The 16,744-nt window shown below is 64.0% G+C and carries 14 protein-coding genes and 2 pseudogenes; 7 read left to right on the plus strand and 9 right to left on the minus strand.

The window, feature by feature from the left end:
- Position 1 precedes the first annotated feature (1 nt).
- Positions 2 to 1,384 (minus strand): MFS transporter, encoded by a 1,383-nt coding sequence (locus tag PSET11_RS02695; RefSeq protein WP_124090531.1) that lies wholly within the window; start codon positions 1,382 to 1,384, stop codon positions 2 to 4.
- A 134-nt stretch (positions 1,385 to 1,518) separates the two neighbouring features.
- Here PSET11_RS02695 and PSET11_RS02700 point away from each other — a divergent pair, with 134 nt between their 5' ends.
- Complete coding sequence (locus tag PSET11_RS02700) at positions 1,519 to 2,373, plus strand: LysR substrate-binding domain-containing protein (RefSeq protein WP_124090533.1); 855 nt, start codon at positions 1,519 to 1,521, stop codon at positions 2,371 to 2,373.
- A 294-nt stretch (positions 2,374 to 2,667) separates the two neighbouring features.
- Entirely contained in the window at positions 2,668 to 2,865 is a 198-nt protein-coding gene (locus PSET11_RS02705) for a hypothetical protein (protein WP_238988997.1), read from the plus strand.
- Here PSET11_RS02705 and PSET11_RS02710 read toward each other — a convergent pair.
- Both PSET11_RS02710 and PSET11_RS02715 read right to left on the minus strand, forming a co-directional pair.
- The gene (locus tag PSET11_RS02710; protein WP_124090535.1) at positions 2,862 to 6,365 is read right to left on the minus strand and encodes a bifunctional proline dehydrogenase/L-glutamate gamma-semialdehyde dehydrogenase; all 3,504 of its coding nucleotides are present in this window, start codon (positions 6,363 to 6,365) and stop codon (positions 2,862 to 2,864) included. The two genes, PSET11_RS02705 and PSET11_RS02710, sit on opposite strands and share 4 nt — an antisense overlap.
- Positions 6,366 to 6,583: 218 nt before the next feature.
- Positions 6,584 to 8,047 carry an amino acid permease gene (locus PSET11_RS02715; RefSeq protein ID WP_124090537.1) on the minus strand — a complete coding sequence of 488 codons (1,464 nt, stop codon included), beginning with the start codon at positions 8,045 to 8,047 and terminating at the stop codon, positions 6,584 to 6,586.
- A 150-nt stretch (positions 8,048 to 8,197) separates the two neighbouring features.
- Here PSET11_RS02715 and PSET11_RS02720 point away from each other — a divergent pair, with 150 nt between their 5' ends.
- Positions 8,198 to 9,151, plus strand: coding sequence for a LysR substrate-binding domain-containing protein (locus PSET11_RS02720; RefSeq protein WP_124090539.1), 954 nt, complete (start codon positions 8,198 to 8,200; stop codon positions 9,149 to 9,151).
- Here the strand turns inward: PSET11_RS02720 and PSET11_RS02725 are convergent.
- Together PSET11_RS02725 and PSET11_RS02730 are read right to left on the minus strand one after the other, a co-directional pair.
- A complete protein-coding gene (locus tag PSET11_RS02725; protein ID WP_124090541.1) occupies positions 9,104 to 9,532 on the minus strand; it encodes a hypothetical protein in 429 nt (142 codons plus the stop codon). The genes PSET11_RS02720 and PSET11_RS02725 overlap by 48 nt on opposite strands.
- A complete protein-coding gene (locus PSET11_RS02730; RefSeq protein WP_124090544.1) occupies positions 9,522 to 9,713 on the minus strand; it encodes a helix-turn-helix transcriptional regulator in 192 nt (63 codons plus the stop codon). Before PSET11_RS02730 ends, PSET11_RS02725 begins: the two co-directional genes overlap by 11 nt.
- A 169-nt stretch (positions 9,714 to 9,882) precedes the next feature.
- On the opposite strand from PSET11_RS02730, the gene panD reads away from it, so the two are divergent.
- From panD to PSET11_RS02745, 3 genes are all read left to right on the plus strand, one after another.
- Positions 9,883 to 10,314, plus strand: a complete 432-nt coding sequence (gene panD, locus PSET11_RS02735) for an aspartate 1-decarboxylase (RefSeq protein WP_203415888.1) — start codon at positions 9,883 to 9,885, stop codon at positions 10,312 to 10,314.
- A gap of 171 nt (positions 10,315 to 10,485) precedes the next feature.
- The gene (locus PSET11_RS02740; protein WP_124090546.1) at positions 10,486 to 11,412 is read left to right on the plus strand and encodes an AEC family transporter; all 927 of its coding nucleotides are present in this window, start codon (positions 10,486 to 10,488) and stop codon (positions 11,410 to 11,412) included.
- 28 nt (positions 11,413 to 11,440) lie between these two features.
- Positions 11,441 to 12,565: an FAD-dependent oxidoreductase gene (locus PSET11_RS02745; protein WP_124090548.1), complete on the plus strand. Its 1,125-nt coding sequence runs from the start codon at positions 11,441 to 11,443 to the stop codon at positions 12,563 to 12,565.
- On the opposite strand, the pseudogene PSET11_RS17055 reads toward PSET11_RS02745, so the two are convergent.
- The 4 genes and pseudogenes from PSET11_RS17055 to PSET11_RS17115 all read right to left on the minus strand — a co-directional run.
- Positions 12,543 to 12,710, minus strand: a pseudogene (locus PSET11_RS17055) (glycoside hydrolase family 15 protein); the annotation flags it as partial. The gene PSET11_RS02745 and the pseudogene PSET11_RS17055 sit on opposite strands and share 23 nt — an antisense overlap.
- 4 nt (positions 12,711 to 12,714) lie before the next feature.
- Positions 12,715 to 12,978, minus strand: coding sequence for a hypothetical protein (locus PSET11_RS02750; RefSeq protein WP_124090550.1), 264 nt, complete (start codon positions 12,976 to 12,978; stop codon positions 12,715 to 12,717).
- 136 nt (positions 12,979 to 13,114) lie between these two features.
- A complete protein-coding gene (locus PSET11_RS02755; RefSeq protein WP_124090552.1) occupies positions 13,115 to 14,104 on the minus strand; it encodes an LLM class flavin-dependent oxidoreductase in 990 nt (329 codons plus the stop codon).
- Between the two features lie 362 nt (positions 14,105 to 14,466).
- Positions 14,467 to 14,719 (minus strand): annotated as a pseudogene (locus PSET11_RS17115) (F420-dependent methylene-tetrahydromethanopterin reductase); the annotation flags it as partial.
- 292 nt (positions 14,720 to 15,011) lie between these two features.
- Here PSET11_RS17115 and PSET11_RS02765 point away from each other — a divergent pair.
- Positions 15,012 to 16,744, plus strand: a 1,733-nt coding sequence (locus PSET11_RS02765) for an Ig-like domain-containing protein (protein WP_148088032.1), incomplete at its 3' end; no start/stop codon positions are given.

Genomic DNA, 16,744 nt, shown 5'->3' on the forward strand with positions numbered 1-16,744 from the left:
ATTATGCGGCCGCCGGCCGGCCCACGATCCGGAGGGGCCGGCGTCGGTCCTTCAAATCCACGGCGAGGTGCAGCGATCCTTTCCTGGCGAGCACGACGGCGATGGTCACGGCTGCGAGGACCGGCACCCCGCCTGCCACCAGCAAGGCAACGTGTGGGTCCGCGTGCTCGGCAATCCAGCCGACCATGGGCCCGCCCAGCGCCTGGCCGCCGATAAGGACCATGATGTAGAGGCTCATCACTCGGCCGCGGATGCCCATGTTGGCGCTGATCTGGACCAGCTGGTTGGACCCGGTCAGGAACATCAGGCACCAGAATCCGGAGAGCACCATGGCGGCGCCAAACCAGAGCATTGATGGCATAAACGCCGCCAGGCACAGCATTGCCCCGTACATTCCGGCACAAAACACCACTGAGCGCAGCCGCAGTTGCCGGCGCCTGGTTGAGGCGACAGCCCCCACCAGCGCACCGACGGCCACCAACGCGTTGAGGAACCCGTAGCCGCCGGCACCGATGTCATAGACGTGATCCGCAAACGCGGCCAGGATCACCGGCAGGCTCATGGCGAAGACGGCGATGAACCCCGCCATCAACCACGGCCAGTAAATGGTGGGCTTGCTCAGCGCGTAGCGCAGGCCCTCGCGGAGCATTCCCTTGGTTTTCGGGGCAGGCCGGCTGATGTGCAGCTGATCCTTCCGCAGCACCATCAGCATCACCACCGTGGAACAGCAGGCCGCGGCGTTAGCGGCGAACGCCCACCCCGCGCCCACGGCAGTCAGTAGCAGTCCGGCGAGCGCCGGTCCGATCAAGCCGCCCAGTTGGAACGTGGTGGAGTTGACGCTGATCGCGTTACGGAGGTAGCGGGGCCCCACCAATTCGTTCACGAACACCTGCCGCGCAGGCTGGTCCAGGACGGTGACCAAGCCCAGGAGGAGAGCGATGACGTAGACGTGCCACACCTCGATCCTGCCTGTCAGCGCCAGGATCGCCAGGGCTGCCGCCAGCATGGCGGCCAGGCTTTGGCACAGGATCAGGATTTTGCGCTTGGCGAAGCGGTCGGCCATCATGCCGCCCCAGGGCCCCAGCAAGAGCGAGGGCAGGAACTGGAGGGCCACGGTGAATCCCACCGCGGTGACCGAGCCGGAGAGCTCCAACACCAGCCAGTCCTGGGCGATCCGCTGCATCCACAGTGCCACCACGGCGATGAAGTGGCCGATCGCGAAGATCCGGAAGTTTGGCACCTGCAAGGAAATGAAGGTATGCCGCCACGGCAGCCGCTCGGCGATCACCGGCACAGGTTGGGTGCGGACATCCAGCGGAGGCGCCGCGGCGGTGTCGATGATGGGCTGGCTGACGGTGGCCGACGACGGCGGTGGGGGTGCCACAGGAATTTCCTCAGGTTGAGTGGGCGGTTATGGATGCCTTCAACGCTATGGTGGGCCAGTGAATTATAGAGAGGTATTGTCCTTATAACTAGTATTACGATCCACAATGCAACGCTGACGTCACCGGGAGAGCCATGTTTGAACCAGCCCAGTTGCGCTCGTTCTTGGCGGTGGCCGAGACCTTGAGCTTCACCAAAGCCGCCGACCGGCTCGGCCTGGCCCAACCCACCATCAGCCAGCACATCCGCAAGCTGGAAACTGCCGCGAAGCGAACCCTGATCAACCGGGACACCAGGGACGTCCGGCTCACGGACAACGGCGACGCCATGGCCGGGTTCGCCCGGACCATCCTTGCTGCGCACGATTCCGCGGCGCGCTACTTTTCGGGCTCGGCAATGCGCGGGCGGCTACGTTTCGGCACCGCGGATGACCTGGCCATCACCGGACTCCCAGGGATCCTGCGGGAATTCCGGCAGGTTTATCCCCAGATCAACCTTGAACTCACTGTGGGCCAAAGCGACCAGCTCTACCGCAGGCTGAACGCCGGCCAACTGGACCTGGTGTTCGTCAAATGGGTATCCGGCGTCAATGACGGGACGGTGGTGCAGCAGGACACATTCTCCTGGATCGGAGTGGAGCAGACCGTCTTGGAACCTGGCGCTCCCGTTCCGCTCATCTCATACCCCGCGCCCAGCCTCAGCCGGAAACTGGCTATCGACGCTTTGGAAGCGCATGGGCGGACGTGGCGGATCACGTGTACCACCCGGCAGATCAGCGGCGTCTTGGCCGCCGTCCGGGCCGGGATCGGGGTTGCCGTCATGCCGTCCTCGTTGGTTCCCGACGATCTCCGGAACATCACCCGCCGCTTCGACCTGCCACCTGTTGGCGACGTTGACTTCACCCTGATCCGCAATCCCCTGGCCAACACCGAGATGGTGGACGCCCTGACCTCGGCAATCGTGGGGCGGGCCATCAAGCGGCAGAACTGACGGCCCGTCGACTTACGTGCTGGCCGAGCCCCAGGAGAACTCCCGGCCAGCCTGTATCAACGAAAACCATTGCTGGCCCGGGGTTGTTTGCCTATGCTGTTCCTCAGGGTCAAGCAGCAGGCCGTCCAGATGACACGGACGCGCAGGCCAGGCTGGCGCATCCGGGATGGGAAAACTGTGAAAACTGTCCGGAATCTCCCCCAAGACCATGACCCCAGATGCCCTTCCGCCCCCACTCGGCCGGATCCCCATCACCCTGAGCCCGGCGCGGAATCCGCGGCCCACCCTTCGTCCTTGGCGGAAAACCCCACGTGCTCCGCCTGCAGCAGCGACGAGTTCATCTACCTCGAGTCCTTCAAGCCGCCGAGCTACGCGCCCGACGGCTCCGTCGCAGCCCTCGGCGAAGTCGCCTACACCTGCACCCGCTGCGAAACCTTCGCCGCCCATGCGGTGCCAGCTTCCTGGTCACCGCCGGGCTGGTACCTCGGCTAGATCAGCCCAACCGAGAGGTGATTGGGCGTGCCAAACCGGTGCGCGGTGATGCTCACGGCCTGCTCGTGCAGGAAGGGCAGCAGTTCCACACGGCCCGCTTCCGTGACGGGGTTGGCGTAAATCGCCAGGTCAGGTCGTCCGCCGGTGGCGTGCGCCAAGGCACTGGCATCGCCGCCCAGCAGGCGGATACGGGCCCCGGACAGTGCACCGGCCTTGGCGAGCCGGGACGCGGACGCCAACCAGTCGGCGTCGGACTCTACGGTGACACGGGCCCCCGCGTCCGCCATGGCCGTGCGGAGACCGGCGGGAAGTTCGACGGCGGCAGACACCGTCAGCTTGCTGCCCGCCAAAACTCCAGCCGCCACAGTCCGCGCCAGGTCCGCCAGCGGCGCACCTTCGGCGAGTCGGATGGTGACGGGCAACGGCCGATACCGGAAGACGTTGCGTTCCGCGGACAAAGCCGAGACGTCCTTGGTTGCGCCGAATTCCGCAGCCCAGGCAGCGGCGTCGGACGCTACGGCGCGCTGCAGTGCGGCATCCTCTGCGGGCGACAGGACCGCGGCGGCGGCAGCCACCACGCGCCGCACCTCCGGGCTGCTGATTGCCGAGGGCGCGGAACTGGGCGCGGCTTCCCAGTTGCCCAGGCCTGCCAGGTAGTTTGGGCCGCCGGCCTTGGTTCCGGCGCCCACAGCCGATTTCTTCCAGCCGCCGAAGGGTTGGCGTTGCACGATTGCGCCCGTGATGCCCCGGTTGACGTAGAGGTTTCCGGCCTGGATGCCGTCCAGCCAGACCGCGAGCTCGTCGGGGTTCAGCGAGTGCAGGCCTGCGGTGAGCCCGTACTCGATCTGGTTTTGCAGGGCAATGGCCTCCTCCAGCGTTGCCGCCGTCATGACGCCGAGGACTGGCCCAAAGACTTCGGTGAGGTGGAAGAAGGAGCCGGGCTGCACGCCATGCCGCACTCCAGGACTCCACAACCGGCCGGATTCGTCCAACTTCTGTGGTTCGACAGCCCAGCTCTCTCCCGTTTCGAGGGTGGTGAGGGCGGTCAGCAGCTTGCCGGCCGCGGGCTCGATGATGGGGCCCATCTGGCTGGTGGGGTCCTGCGGGTAGCCCACCTTCAGTGAGGAAACGGCGTCCACCAGCTGGTTGTGGAACCGCCTGGATGTTGCCACCGAACCCACCAGGATCACCAGCGAGGCTGCAGAGCATTTCTGCCCGGCGTGCCCAAACGCCGAGTAGGCCACATCTTTGGCGGCCAGGTCCAGGTCCGCGCTGGGGGTCACGATAATGGCGTTCTTGCCGCTGGTTTCGGCCAGCAGGGGCAGGTCTGGGCGGAAGCTCCGGAACAGCTCAGCCGTTTCGTAGCCACCCGTGAGGATGACCCGGTCCACTGAGGGGTGGCTGATGAGCTGTTGGCCAAGTTCACGCTCACCCAACTGCACCATGGTGAGGACGCCGCGAGGCACGCCAGCGTCCCACAGGGCTTCCACCATCACGGCACCGCTGCGGGCGGCCTGCTTGGCAGGTTTGATGACGACGGCGGACCCCGCCGCGAGTGCCGCAAGGGTGGACCCTGCCGGGATGGCGACCGGGAAGTTCCACGGTGGGGTGACCACGGTGAGGTGGGCTGGGACGAAGGTGGCGCCGTCGACCGTTTCCAGTGCCCGGCCCGACTCTGCGTAGTAGTGCGCGAAGTCCACTGCCTCGCTGACCTCGGGATCGCCCTGATCGATGGTCTTGCCGGTTTCGCTGGCCATCACCTCGAGCAGGTCTGCCCGGCGGGCCTCCAGGAGGTCGCCGGCGCGGTGCAAGATCACGGCACGTTCTGCGGCGGTGAGCGCGCGCCATGCCTTTCCGGCGTCGACGGCGGTGTCGATGGCGGTGTTGAGCGCCGCCTCATCGCTGATCGTGGCGGCCTGGACTGCGGCATTACCGAGGACAGAGTCCGTGACCCGCGTCAACAGCTCCCGCCCCCACCGCCGGTTCGCTGGCAGCGAAGGATCGGTATCGGGAGTGTTCGCGAATCCTTCCGATACCGACGGCTGCGGTGCCAGGCTGCGGTCCTGCTGTCGGTTCGCGGGCGGGACGGCGTCGTCGAGATCTTCCAGGGACGCCAGGAAGCGGCGCTCTTCACGGTCGAAAAGCTGCTCATTCTCGCTGAGCTCAAACACCGCTGACATGAAGTTGTCTTGGCTGGCACCTTCCTCGAGGCGGCGGATCAGGTAGGCAATCGCGACGTCGAACTCGGCCGGGTGCACCACCGGGGTGTACAGCAGGAGCGAGCCCACATCCTTCTTGACTGCCTCAGCCTGGCCCTGCGCCATGCCCAGCAGCATCTCGAATTCGATCCCCTTTTCGACGCCGCGCTCCTTGGCGAGCAGCCAGGCGAAAGCAATGTCGAACAGGTTGTGTCCGGCCACGCCGATCCGGACGTTGCCGATCCGGGACGGATGCAGCGCGTAGTTGATCACGCGCTTGTAGCTGGTGTCCGAATCCTGCTTGGAACCCCACGTTGCCAAGGGCCAGTCGTGCAGTGAGGCCTCAACCTGCTCCATGGGCAGGTTGGCGCCCTTGACCACGCGGACCTTGATGGCTGCGCCGCCCTTGGCCCGGCGGTCTGCGGCCCAGTCCTGCAACCGAATCATGGCGGACAGGGCATCAGGCAGGTAGGCCTGCAGGACAATGCCCGCCTCCAAGTCCCTGAACTGCGGCTTGTCCAGGATCCTGGTGAACACGGCGATGGTCATGTCCAGGTCCTTGTACTCCTCCATGTCCAGGTTGATGAACTTGGCCTTGTTTCCCGCTGTGGCGAACGCGGACGCACGGGAAAACAATGGCGTGAGCTTCGCGACGACGTGCTCCACTGCCTCGTCAAAAGCCCAAGCCGAGTGCGGGGCAACCGTGGCGGAGACCTTGATGGAAACGTAGTCCACATCCGGCCGGGCCAGAAGTGCATGGGTGCCTTCGAGTCGGCGCGCGGCTTCCCGCTCGCCCAGGACTGCTTCGCCGAGGAGGTTGACGTTGAGCTTGACACCGTCCTTGCGGATCTTCGCGATGGCGGGGCCCAACTTGGCATCGGTGGCGTCCACGATCAGGTGGCCCACCATTTCGCGCAGCACCTTCCGGGCAACGGGGATGACGACCTGGGGCAAGGCTGGCGCCAAAGCCCCACCCACCTGCACTGCACGCCGCATGTACCAAGGCAGGAACGCGGGGACCTTCGGCGCCAAGGCTGCAAGGTTGCGGGCCGCCACGGCCAGGTCCTCCGGCCGAACCACCCCATCCACGAATCCCACGGTGAACTCGAGGCCGGTAGGGTCTTTCAACACTCCGGCCAGCTGCTGGGCTGACGCGTCCACCGGAACCTTCGCTGCCTCTGTGAGCCAATGCCGGACCAAGGCGACCGCCGCCGGAGCGAGGTTCTTGGCCTGCTGCACGTCGACGTCGGCCGTCAACGAAGCTGACTTGGCGACGGTCGATTCGGTAGCACTGGGGGTCATGGCGCGCCTCGTTCTCTGGTGTCCTTCGGGGGGTCTACTCATCAGTATGCGTTTCTAGTCACATAAGATAAAGCGATGTTTTCTAAGCAATACAGATTAGAAAAACCACCCCTTTTGAGCCCTCCCGAGCGTTACGACTTAAACGCCAAACGCTCCAGCACTTTTGGCAAAAGTGCGGGAGCGTTCGGCGTCGAAGGAACTGCATAGTCTCCGAAGGGCTACTCGGCGGGGCGCCGACCTGCCCGCGACTCGGAGTGCCGGGGGCTGTTCGGGTTCATCAGCGAATTTCGCTTGCCGTAGGCGAAGTAGATGACCAACCCGATGACCAGCCAGACGCCGAACCGCACCCAGGTCTCCCAGTGGAGCTGGAACATCAGGAAGGCAGAAGCAAATACACCAAAGGCTGGGACTAGGGGCATGAGCGGGAGCCTGAACGTACGCGGGGCGTCGGGGCGCTTGTACCGGAAGATAATCACGGACAGGCAGACCACCACGAACGCGGCCAGGATACCGATGTTGGTTAGGTCGGCCACCTCCTTGATGGGGAACACGCCGGCCAGGAACGCGGACGCAATACCGGCAATCCAGGTCACCCGCTGCGGCGTGCCAGACCGGTCAGTCTTGGCGAACCAGCCCGGCAGCAACCCATCGCGGCTCATGGCAAACCACACCCGGGTGACGCCCAGGAGGAACGTCAGCATGACCGTCAGGATGGAAAGGACGGCGAACACGGAGATGATGGTGGCAATGACCGGCAAGCCCACGCCGGTGAAGGCGGACGCGAAGCCAGCCTTGGGATCGATGTCCTTGTAGTTTTGCATTCCGGTGAGGACTAGGGTGGCAGCGACATACAGCAGCATGGCCACGATCAACGACAGGATGATGGCCTTGGGCATGTGCTTCTTGCCATCCTTGGCCTCTTCGGCGGCGGTACTCATGGCATCGTAGCCAAACACCGCGAAGAAGACAGTGGCGGAGCCAGCCAGCACGGGCCCAAATCCACTTGGCATGATCGGGTTGTAGTTATTGGTATCGATGTAGAAGACGCCCAGACCGATGATGAAGAGGATCAGGACGACCTTGATCGCCACCGCCACCAGCTCGAATCGGCCAAAGGCCTTGGTGCCGCGGGACAGGATCCACGTCACCAGCAGGCACACCAGGATTGCGGGAAGGTTGATCAGCCCGCCTTTTCCTTCGTCCGCTGTGGAGGTCATCCAGGTGGGCAGATGGACCCCGACGCCGGCAAGGAAAGCCTCGAGGTAGCCCGAGATTCCGATGGCCACCACCGCCACAATGGCAATGTATTCGAGCAGCAGGTCCCAGCCGATAAACCAGCCGATCACCTCGCCCAAGGCCACATAGCCGTAGGTGTATGCGGAGCCGGCGCGGGGGATCATGCCGGCAAATTCGGCGTAGGACAATGCAGCGGCCGCCGATGCAAGTCCCGCGATCAGGAACGAGATCAAGACGGCGGGCCCCACGCCGGGGTTGCCGTCGCTGCCCGCCGCGACCAGGCCAGCCAGGGAGAAGATCCCGACGCCGATGATGCCACCCACGCCAATGGCGGTGAGTTGCCACAACCCCAGCGACTTGAACAACCCGCTGTGTTTGCTCTCTTCCTCGATGTCATCAATGGGCTTGCGCCTCATGATGGATTGGCTCATATCTTTAGCGCTCATGAATGACTCCTGCGTGGGGTGCGACCCCGGCGCGGCGCCCACTGACGGCTGTGACGGGGGTTACTCGGTCCAAACAGTATGCAACCGCAATTCCATTAGATAAAGTGAATAATTCTAATCGATATTCGTTAGTTCACGTAAGGAATTTGTATGCTCGACGTCCGCCGCCTGCGACTCCTCCGGGAGTTGAGCATCCGTGGCACGCTCGCGGAGGTGGCGGAGGCACTGCAGTACAGCCCGTCGTCGGTATCGCAGCAGTTGGCGCTTCTGGAGAAGGAAGCCGGAGTGGAGCTGCTCCGGAAAACCGGCCGGCGGGTGCAACTGACTCCCCAGGCCGAAGTTCTGGTGGCCCACACGACTCAGCTCCTAGAGACGTTAGAACAGGCGGAGGCGGATCTGGCAGCGTCCCTCACCACTGTGACCGGGACGGTCCGGATTGCTGTATTCCAGACCGCCGCCCTAGCCTTGCTGCCCGAAACCTTGACCCGAATGGCCGGCACCTACCCGGAAGTCCGGATCGAAATGATCCAGCGCGAGCCGGAAACGGCTCTCCACGAAACCTGGGCCCGCGACTTCGACCTGGTCATTGCCGAGCAGTACCCCGGACACGCAGCGCCGCACTACCCCGAATTGGACCGCCAGAAGTTGACCACCGATGCCATCCGCCTAGCCGTTCCGCCCGTGGACGACGGCGGCCCAACAGTTCGGTCCCTGGCAGACACGGCGCATCTCGCCTGGGTCATGGAACCCAGGGGCGCGGCATCGCGACACTGGGCGGAACAGGCCTGTCGCCGAGCAGGGTTTGAACCTGACGTGCGCTTCGAAACGGCCGATCTGCAGGCGCAGATCCGCCTGATTGAGTCTGGTAACGCCGTGGCACTCATGCCCGACCTGGTGTGGACCCGGCGACAAACCACCGCCACGCTGCTCGAATTACCGGGAGCGCCGCACCGGACCATCTTTACCTCGGTCCGGCATTCCAGTGCGCAACGGCCAGCCATCCTCGCCGCGCGGGAATCCCTTGCCGCGACGGCCGCAGCTGTTGCGGCCGAGCTTCTAGATCCGCCGATTGATGACAAAGAAGGCCGCCGCGCCGGTCAGTAGTTCGGCAATAAGCAGGACCCCCAGAACCACCTCAACAGGCCCACCCAACGCGACCGCCACAATGGCAGCGCAGGTCAGCAGGAATGACGTCAGGCCCATCACGGCGAGGGCGCGGGTTAGGACTGCGGATTCGCGCTCGTCCCCGGTTTGGGTGAACGCGCGCTCAAAGGTGGTCGCGCGCTGTGGCTGGCGACTGACGCGCCAGATGGCGAATCCGGCCAGTAGGATGCCGACGAATCCACCCACCAGGAACCCGTTGCCCATATTCCCCGGGCCATACTCGCGCAGTAGCAGCCCTGCTAGGACCACCGCCGCGAGCGCCACCAACAAGACGCCAATAATCAGCGGCTTGTGCTTGGCAAAGAGCTGTTCAGTCTGCATGGAAAATCTCCTCAACACTGCGATGGAAATGGCGGGCAATGGCAATAGCCAGTGGCAAGGACGGATCGTAGCGCCCCACCTCAATCGAATTCACGGTCTGCCGGGACACCTTCAGGACCTCGGCGAGTTCCCGCTGGGACACTCCCGCATCCTGGCGGAGTTCACGGATGTCGTTTCTCATCAGAGCTCCCGTTTAGTCAAGCGTGCTTGTCTTGACAAGCTTCCTTGACTCCCGGTCGACTGTCAAGGGACCTTGTCATTCTGAGTCGGTCCTTCTGGACCGGTCGCCCTTGCAGCAGTTACCTCTGTCACAGCGACAGCAGGGGGTGTCGGCGTAGACTGGCTTGGTTATGAATCGAACAATTTTCAAGTCCAAAATCCACCGGGCCACCGTCACGCACGCCGACCTTCACTACGTAGGTTCGGTCACCGTAGACTTGGACCTGCTGGACGCCGCCGACATCCTGCCGGGCGAACTGGTGGCAATCGTGGACGTGACCAACGGCGCCCGCCTGGAGACCTACACCATTGCGGGTGAACGCGGCTCCGGGGTGCTGGGTATCAACGGCCCGGCCGCCCACTTGGTCCAGGAAAACGACGTCGTCATCCTGATCACGTACGCGCAGATGACCACGGAAGAGGCGCGGGCGTACGTTCCGCAGGTGGTGCATGTGGACGCGCAGAACCGGATCATCCAATTGGGGACGGATCCCGCCGAGGGAATCACGCCCGGCCTACTGCGGCCGCCGTTCGCTTTGGACAACTCAGCACTCCCCGCCTGAGCCTAGGCGCCGCCGTCCGGCCCCAGCCGTCCGGATGGCGGTATTTCGTCACGCGAACAAGCCCGCCGGCAATAAATCTGATTAGCTGGGATTCGTGACTCCCGATCCTAGGTTGCCGGCGCAGCCCATCGAAGGCACGCCCCGGCATGCCAACGCCGCGATGGCAGCCTCGTGCTAGGCGTCCTAGCCGGTTTCTTCGTGGTCTGGGCCATCATCCTGGTGGGGTGGTTTGTCGGAAAACGCAACATCCTGGGCGAAAACGCCCGCCCCGTCCTCAGCGCATTGACGTTCTTCGTGGCCAGCCCGGCACTGCTGTTTGAGACGCTCAGCAAAGCCCACCTCCAGGATGTATTTGCAGCGCCACTGCTGGTGGCGGCCGTCAGCGCGGCAGCTACGGCGCTGATCTTCTTCAGTGTGGCCAAGTTTTGGCTGGGGCGCTCCCTTCCGGAGTCGCTCATGTCCTCGATGTCCGCGTCGCTGGCCAACTCAGCGAACCTGGGCATCCCCATTGCCGTCTACGTGCTGGGTGACGCCAGCTACGTAGCGCCGCTGCTGATCTTCCAGTTGGCCTTTTTCACACCTATTTTCCTGATGATCCTGGATGCCAGCACCAGCGGCCGCCGTACCACTCCCCTGCGGTTTGTCCTGATGATCCTCCGCAACCCCATGATCGTGGGGTCCGGGCTGGGGCTGCTGGTGGCCGGCACCGGATTCCAGGTGCCGGAACTCATCCTGCAACCCATCCATCTGATTGGCGGAGCGGCCATTCCCGCCATGCTGATTGCGTTTGGAATGAGCCTGAACGGCACCCGGCCGCTGCAGGCATCGTCCGGGCGCCGGGTCGACACCCTCTTGGCCAGCACGTTCAAGCTGGTGGTCCACCCGGCCCTGGCCTACTTCTTTGCGCACTTCGCCTTGGGCCTTGATGGCCACGCGCTCTTCGCCGTGGTGGTCACCGCCGCACTGCCCACGGCCCAGAACGTCTTCGTCGCAGCAACCCGATACCAGACCGGCGTGACCGTAGCGAAGGACACCGTGCTCATCACCACCGTGGTCGCAGTGCCGGCCATGATCGGCGTCGCCTTCCTGCTCGCCTGAACACCCCCGTCAACAATTTGGAGGCTACGTGACCACATCGCTGGATACCGTGATCATTGGCGGCGGTGCCATGGGTTCAGCCGCTGCGTGGGCGATCTCCCAGCGTGGCCGGCAGGTAACGCTGGTGGAGCAGTTCGGTCCGGGCCATCGGATCGGGGCTTCCCATGGCACCACCCGCAACTTAAATCCGGGCTACTTCCAGCCGGACTACGTGGCCATGCTTGCGGAGTCGTTTGCCCTCTGGGAGGACCTTGAACAGGAAAGCGGCGAAACGCTGCTCACCCGCACCGGTATTGCCAGCCACGGCTCCGGCGGCAGCTTCGCGGACGTGACTGCCGCCCTGGCCCAGTCGGGGATCCGGGCCGAACTGCTGCACCCCGCTGCCGCCGTCGAGCGTTGGCGGGGCATCCGGTTCGATGGGCAGGTACTGCACATGCCCGACGGCGGCCAGCTCAACCCGGACGCAGCGCTTCCGGTTTTCCAGCGCCTGGCCCAGGCCCGTGGCGCCGACATCCGCCACCACACCACCGTGGCGGCCATGGACATCAGGGACGACGGCGTCCGCCTCACCTTCGAGTCCGCGGCTGGCACCGAGACGGTTACAGCCGCCCAGGTGATCGTCACGGCCGGCGGCTGGACCACTAAGTTGCTGGAACGCGTCACTGGCAAGGTGCCCCGCGCCCCTCGCCTTCGCGTCACGCAGGAACAGCCGGTGCACTTCGCGGTGGCGGACCAGGGGGCGGTGTGGCCTGGGTTCAACCACTACCCCGGCCCCCAAGATACAGGCTGGTATTCCCCCGTCTATGGCATGCAGACCCCTGGCCAGGGCATCAAGGCTGGCTGGCATGGGGTTGGTCCGGAGGTGGATCCGGACCGGCGTTCCTTCCTACCGGAGCCAGACCAGTTGGCAGCGCTGCAGGCCTACGCCCGCGCGTGGCTGCCGGGCGTGGACGCTGACTCATTTGAGGCCATCAGCTGCACCTACACCACCACTCCCGACGAGGATTTCGTCCTGGACCGGATTGGGCCGGTGGTACTGGGCGCCGGCTTTTCCGGCCACGGCTTCAAGTTCACCCCGGTGGTTGGACGTATCCTCGCGGACCTCGCCACCGGCACCAGGGCCGCCCCGGCTATTTTCCGCGCCTCCCGCTGAGCTGGTCCTGGTACTCCTGCTGGTGCTCAGCCAAGATGCGTGCGCAGCGGATGAAGCCTAGGTGCGAGTAGGTTTGGGGGTGGTTTCCCAGGTGCGTTTCGGTGCCGGGATCGTACTGCTCAGGGAGCAGCCCGGTGGGCCCAAAAGGTTCACCAGAACAGCAAGCCGGAAACCGGCAACGGGTGGCTCATGCAGCAGATCTTGGCGTCGAGGGTGACCAGGACCGTGATGGAGCCGTGCGCAGCGACCGTCTCGCCCGGCCCCACTCGCAGCGCCATGTCAGGTCCACGCAAGGTGCCCATGGCGGGTCCTTTGCTGGCGGCGTCGCCAGCAAAGGACCGGAGCAGCCCCAGCGGGAGGGACCTAGCCAGCGGCGCGGAATCCGCCATGCTTTGGTTCAACGATGTGGCCATCCTGAAACCCCTCACAGCGGGGCCTGCCCTGGACACCACCCGCACGGCGGCCGTTGCCGCGCGTAGGCGAGCCGGCGTCGCGGCTCACCCCACGGCCGCCGTCGCGACCGATCCGAGGGCCGACGTCGTGGATTGCCTAAACGCGGGCCAACCCGGCAACGCTGGCAAGCAACTCCACGGACCGGAGCCTCGAGGCGGTATCGGTGCTCTGGTGGGCAACGATCAACTCATCGGCGTCGGCGTGCTTGCCGAACGAGTCGAGGTAGTCCAAGACAACGTCCGGGGTACCCACCGCCGAGTAGGTCATCATCTGCGAGACGTGCTGGCCCTGTGGCGAGTCGAGCACCATATCTGCCTCGTCGTCGGTGAATTCACGTCCGCCGCCGAAGAACAGCGAGACGCGGGCCCGCTTGGTGGCCTGCATCATGGCCTGCGCCTCGGCGGCTGAATCGGCGGCGATCACGTTTACGCCAGCGATCACGTGCGGCGCGTCCAGCTGGGCGGACGGCTTGAAGTCGCGCCGGTACAGGGCCACGGCATCCTTCAACGCTGCGGGCGAGAAGTGCGACGCGAACGCGTAGGGCAGCCCGAGCTGGGCGGCAAGGCTTGCGCCAAAGAGGGATGAGCCCAGGATGTAGAGCGGAACGTTGGTGCCCTTGCCGGGTGTCGCTTCGACGCCCGGGACGCGGGTGGGACCGGTGAGGTATCCCTGCAGTTCCAGCACGTCCTGCGGGAAGCTGTCAGCGGACATGGGATCGCGGCGGAGGGCCCGCATGGTGTTCTGGTCGCTGCCTGGGGCGCGGCCCAGGCCCAGGTCGATCCGGCCTGGGTGCAGTGTCTCCAGCGTCCCGAACTGTTCGGCGATGGTCAGCGGCGAGTGGTTGGGGAGCATGACCCCACCCGAACCGAGCCGGATGCTCTCGGTGTGCGCTGCCACGTGCGCGATCAGCACGCTGGTGGCCGAAGAAGCGATCGAGGACATGTTGTGATGCTCCGCGTACCAGATGCGCCGGTAGCCGAGCCGTTCCGCGGTCTGCGCCATGGCCACGCTGCCGGCGAAGCTCTCCGCCGCCGTCTGGCCTTTGCCAATGGTTGCCAGGTCGAGGATGGAGAGGGGAAGCGTCACGGTAGGTGCCGGCCTTTCGATGCGTTGCGGTGGAAGGTGCCGGCCGGGTCGCGACGGGCACAGTACGTATAACCACGACGGCGGCTGGCTTATTTCTGCCCCCACCGCATGCCGTTTGTGGCCGCCGCAGAAGCCCGGTTAAGCGCCGTCACTCCCCATGTTCCAGGGTTGAGGAGGCCTTTGCGCGGGTGCGTGACGCTGTCGCGGGCGAGGCCCTGGGCCTGGATGTTGAAGTGCTGCCCGTCGCTTGGCCCGATTAGCCGATGGGCATCGAGTCGGCGAAGCATGAGGCCGTCCTCTCCAACGCGACTGTCACCGAGGCATGCAAGGAGAATTTCGACCTTGCCACCTACCGCAATGACCTCCAGTCCCAACCGCTCCCACAACGTGCTGCCGCAGTACCCGGCGGGTAGGCGCCACGATCCGGTAGTTCCGGCACCAAGCGGTTGGCGATGTCGTCTGGGCCGGCGGGAACCAGCGACGGCGAGGTGTTGAAACCCTCCACCGCAACCACCCTCGCAGATTCGGCAAGGCGGCCCGCTACGGCTGTGTGGGAGGCCGCCGGGCCTTGGCGCCGTGGAAGCCACTGCCGCGCGCCTCAGGGGTCACCTCCACGGCCGAATGCATCCCCTCGGTGGTTTTACGCGGCGATGAAGCATCGGGCCGGCCCAACACTGCTAGGTACAGGTGAAGCCGCTTCTTGCATGAGCGCTTCAAGAAGCAAACGGTTCATGACGCCCGGGGTCCTGAACAGGCAAAACGATCTGGATGGGCGACGATCCTGAGGCCTTTCCCCTGTTATGGTAAGGGTGTTATCGGTGGGTCTCATCGAGCAAGACAAAAGGAATTGCACCGGACAGGAAACGCAATTCGCGGACACGCTGTGTTCGTTTAGGGAGGGATTTGTTTGAAACCGTCTAGTGAACCCAAGGGCTCCAGCTTCTATAAGAAGACGGGGGGTGCAGCCCTCACAGTCGCGTTGATCACTGGCGGTTTTATCAGCCTTCCGCAGCCCGCGTTTGCGGCCAACCCCTTCCCTGACACCGGAATGTATGCCACGAAGGCCAATTCGTCGGATATTTTGTCTGTCAATCTGGCCACTGGCGCGACAACGACCGTCCTCACGGTTCCGGGAGCTCCCACCGGGCTCAACCAGATTGGTCTGTCGAACAACGGCAACAAGATGATGCTCACGAACGGATCGAGTGTGTTTGAATACACCGCATCCACGGAGACATGGGAAACGGTGGCGCGCTCAGCACCGCTGGTCCCCAACACCATGGGTGGGGTTAATCCCGTTAACAGCGTCTTTTACTTCGGTGGCGTAGTAACAGGTACCAGTACCTTCAACTTCAAGTCGTTTGACCCCGCTACGAACTCCTTCGGAGCAAGCATCATCTCGGTGACGACGCCCGGAGTCCCACCTGGCGGAAACGGCGACTTGGCCTTTGACAGCCTAGGCAACATGTACTTCATTGCCAGCAGCGCTACAGCAGCACAGGTTTATCGCGTAGATGCCACTCAGCTAGCCGCGGGCTCGGGAACTGCAACCAAGATTGGCCCACAGATCGCCAGTGGTGTCGCCTTGAATTCCATGGCATTTGGAAAAGACGGATTCCTCTACATTGCCGGTTCGGGGGCAAACGGATTCCTCAGAGTCAACCCCATTACAGGTGTGGTCCTAGAACGGAAAAGCCTCGACGCGTCCATCACCGACCTTGGTTCAAGTTCGCTTCCATTCACCGGTTCCGTTCGGGTAGATCTACCTGAACAAAGGGTCAAGGATACTGACCAGTTCACCGTCACCCTTGAAGGCGGTGGCCTTAGCACCGGAAACTCCGCTACTACGGCGAACACCGAACCTTCCAAGGCAGTTGGGCCTCTTCTGATTCTCCCCGGGGAGACTTACACCATTACGCAGACGCCCGCGGGCACAACCGATCCGGCGCTCTACCAAACAAGTTGGACCTGCATTGACCCCTCATCGGGGGCCACCATTGCTTCCGGGCCTGGCACAAGCGGCTCTTTCACTATTCCCAACGGAGTACAGAATGTCTCCTGTAGCTTCACCTCGGTTCCGTACCCCGATCCTGTGGCTAGCCCCGACATTTCAGAAAACAATCCGAAGGGTTCCACGGTCTCAGTACCGGTCCTATCGAACGATGCTGGCGATATCGTCCCTAGCTCTGTCAAACTAATTACCGCTACCGGGGACCCTGTCACTGAACTCGTTGTTCCCGGCCAGGGAACCTGGAGCGTGAACCCAGAAACCGGTGTCGTGTCCTTCGACCCCGAAGAAGGCTTCACCGGTAACCCGACCCCGGTCACCTACCAAGTCACCGATAAAACCGGGAACACCGCCACCGCGACCGTCACGATCACCTACACACCCATCGCGGCAGCTGATCAGTCCCTGAACAACACCCAGGGCAGCACCGTGAGCGTCCCCGTCCTCGGTAACGACAAGGGCGACTTCGATCCCACGACCGTGAACATCCTCGATGGCGATAACAAGCCCGTGAAGGAACTCATCGTTCCCGGCCAGGGAACCTGGAGCGTGAACCCAGAAACCGGTGTCGTGTCCTTCGACCCCGAAGAAGGCTTCACCGGTAACCCGACCCCGGTCACCTACCAAGTCAC

Origin of the sequence: Arthrobacter ulcerisalmonis (assembly GCF_900609065.1) — a bacterium.
Taxonomy (GTDB): Bacteria; Actinomycetota; Actinomycetes; order Actinomycetales; family Micrococcaceae; genus Arthrobacter; species Arthrobacter ulcerisalmonis.

Bases quoted from the DNA above. Each gene is read 5' to 3' on its own strand.
- PSET11_RS02700 (WP_124090533.1), top strand. From the start codon at position 1,519: ATGTTTGAACCAGCCCAGTTGCGCTCGTTCTTGGCGGTGGCCGAGACC.
- PSET11_RS02710 (WP_124090535.1), bottom strand. From the start codon at position 6,365: ATGACCCCCAGTGCTACCGAATCGACCGTCGCCAAGTCAGCTTCGTTG.
- PSET11_RS02715 (WP_124090537.1), bottom strand. From the start codon at position 8,047: ATGAGCGCTAAAGATATGAGCCAATCCATCATGAGGCGCAAGCCCATT.
- PSET11_RS02720 (WP_124090539.1), top strand. From the start codon at position 8,198: ATGCTCGACGTCCGCCGCCTGCGACTCCTCCGGGAGTTGAGCATCCGT.
- PSET11_RS02725 (WP_124090541.1), bottom strand. From the start codon at position 9,532: ATGCAGACTGAACAGCTCTTTGCCAAGCACAAGCCGCTGATTATTGGC.
- PSET11_RS02730 (WP_124090544.1), bottom strand. From the start codon at position 9,713: ATGAGAAACGACATCCGTGAACTCCGCCAGGATGCGGGAGTGTCCCAG.
- panD (WP_203415888.1), top strand. From the start codon at position 9,883: ATGAATCGAACAATTTTCAAGTCCAAAATCCACCGGGCCACCGTCACG.
- PSET11_RS02750 (WP_124090550.1), bottom strand. From the start codon at position 12,978: ATGGCCACATCGTTGAACCAAAGCATGGCGGATTCCGCGCCGCTGGCT.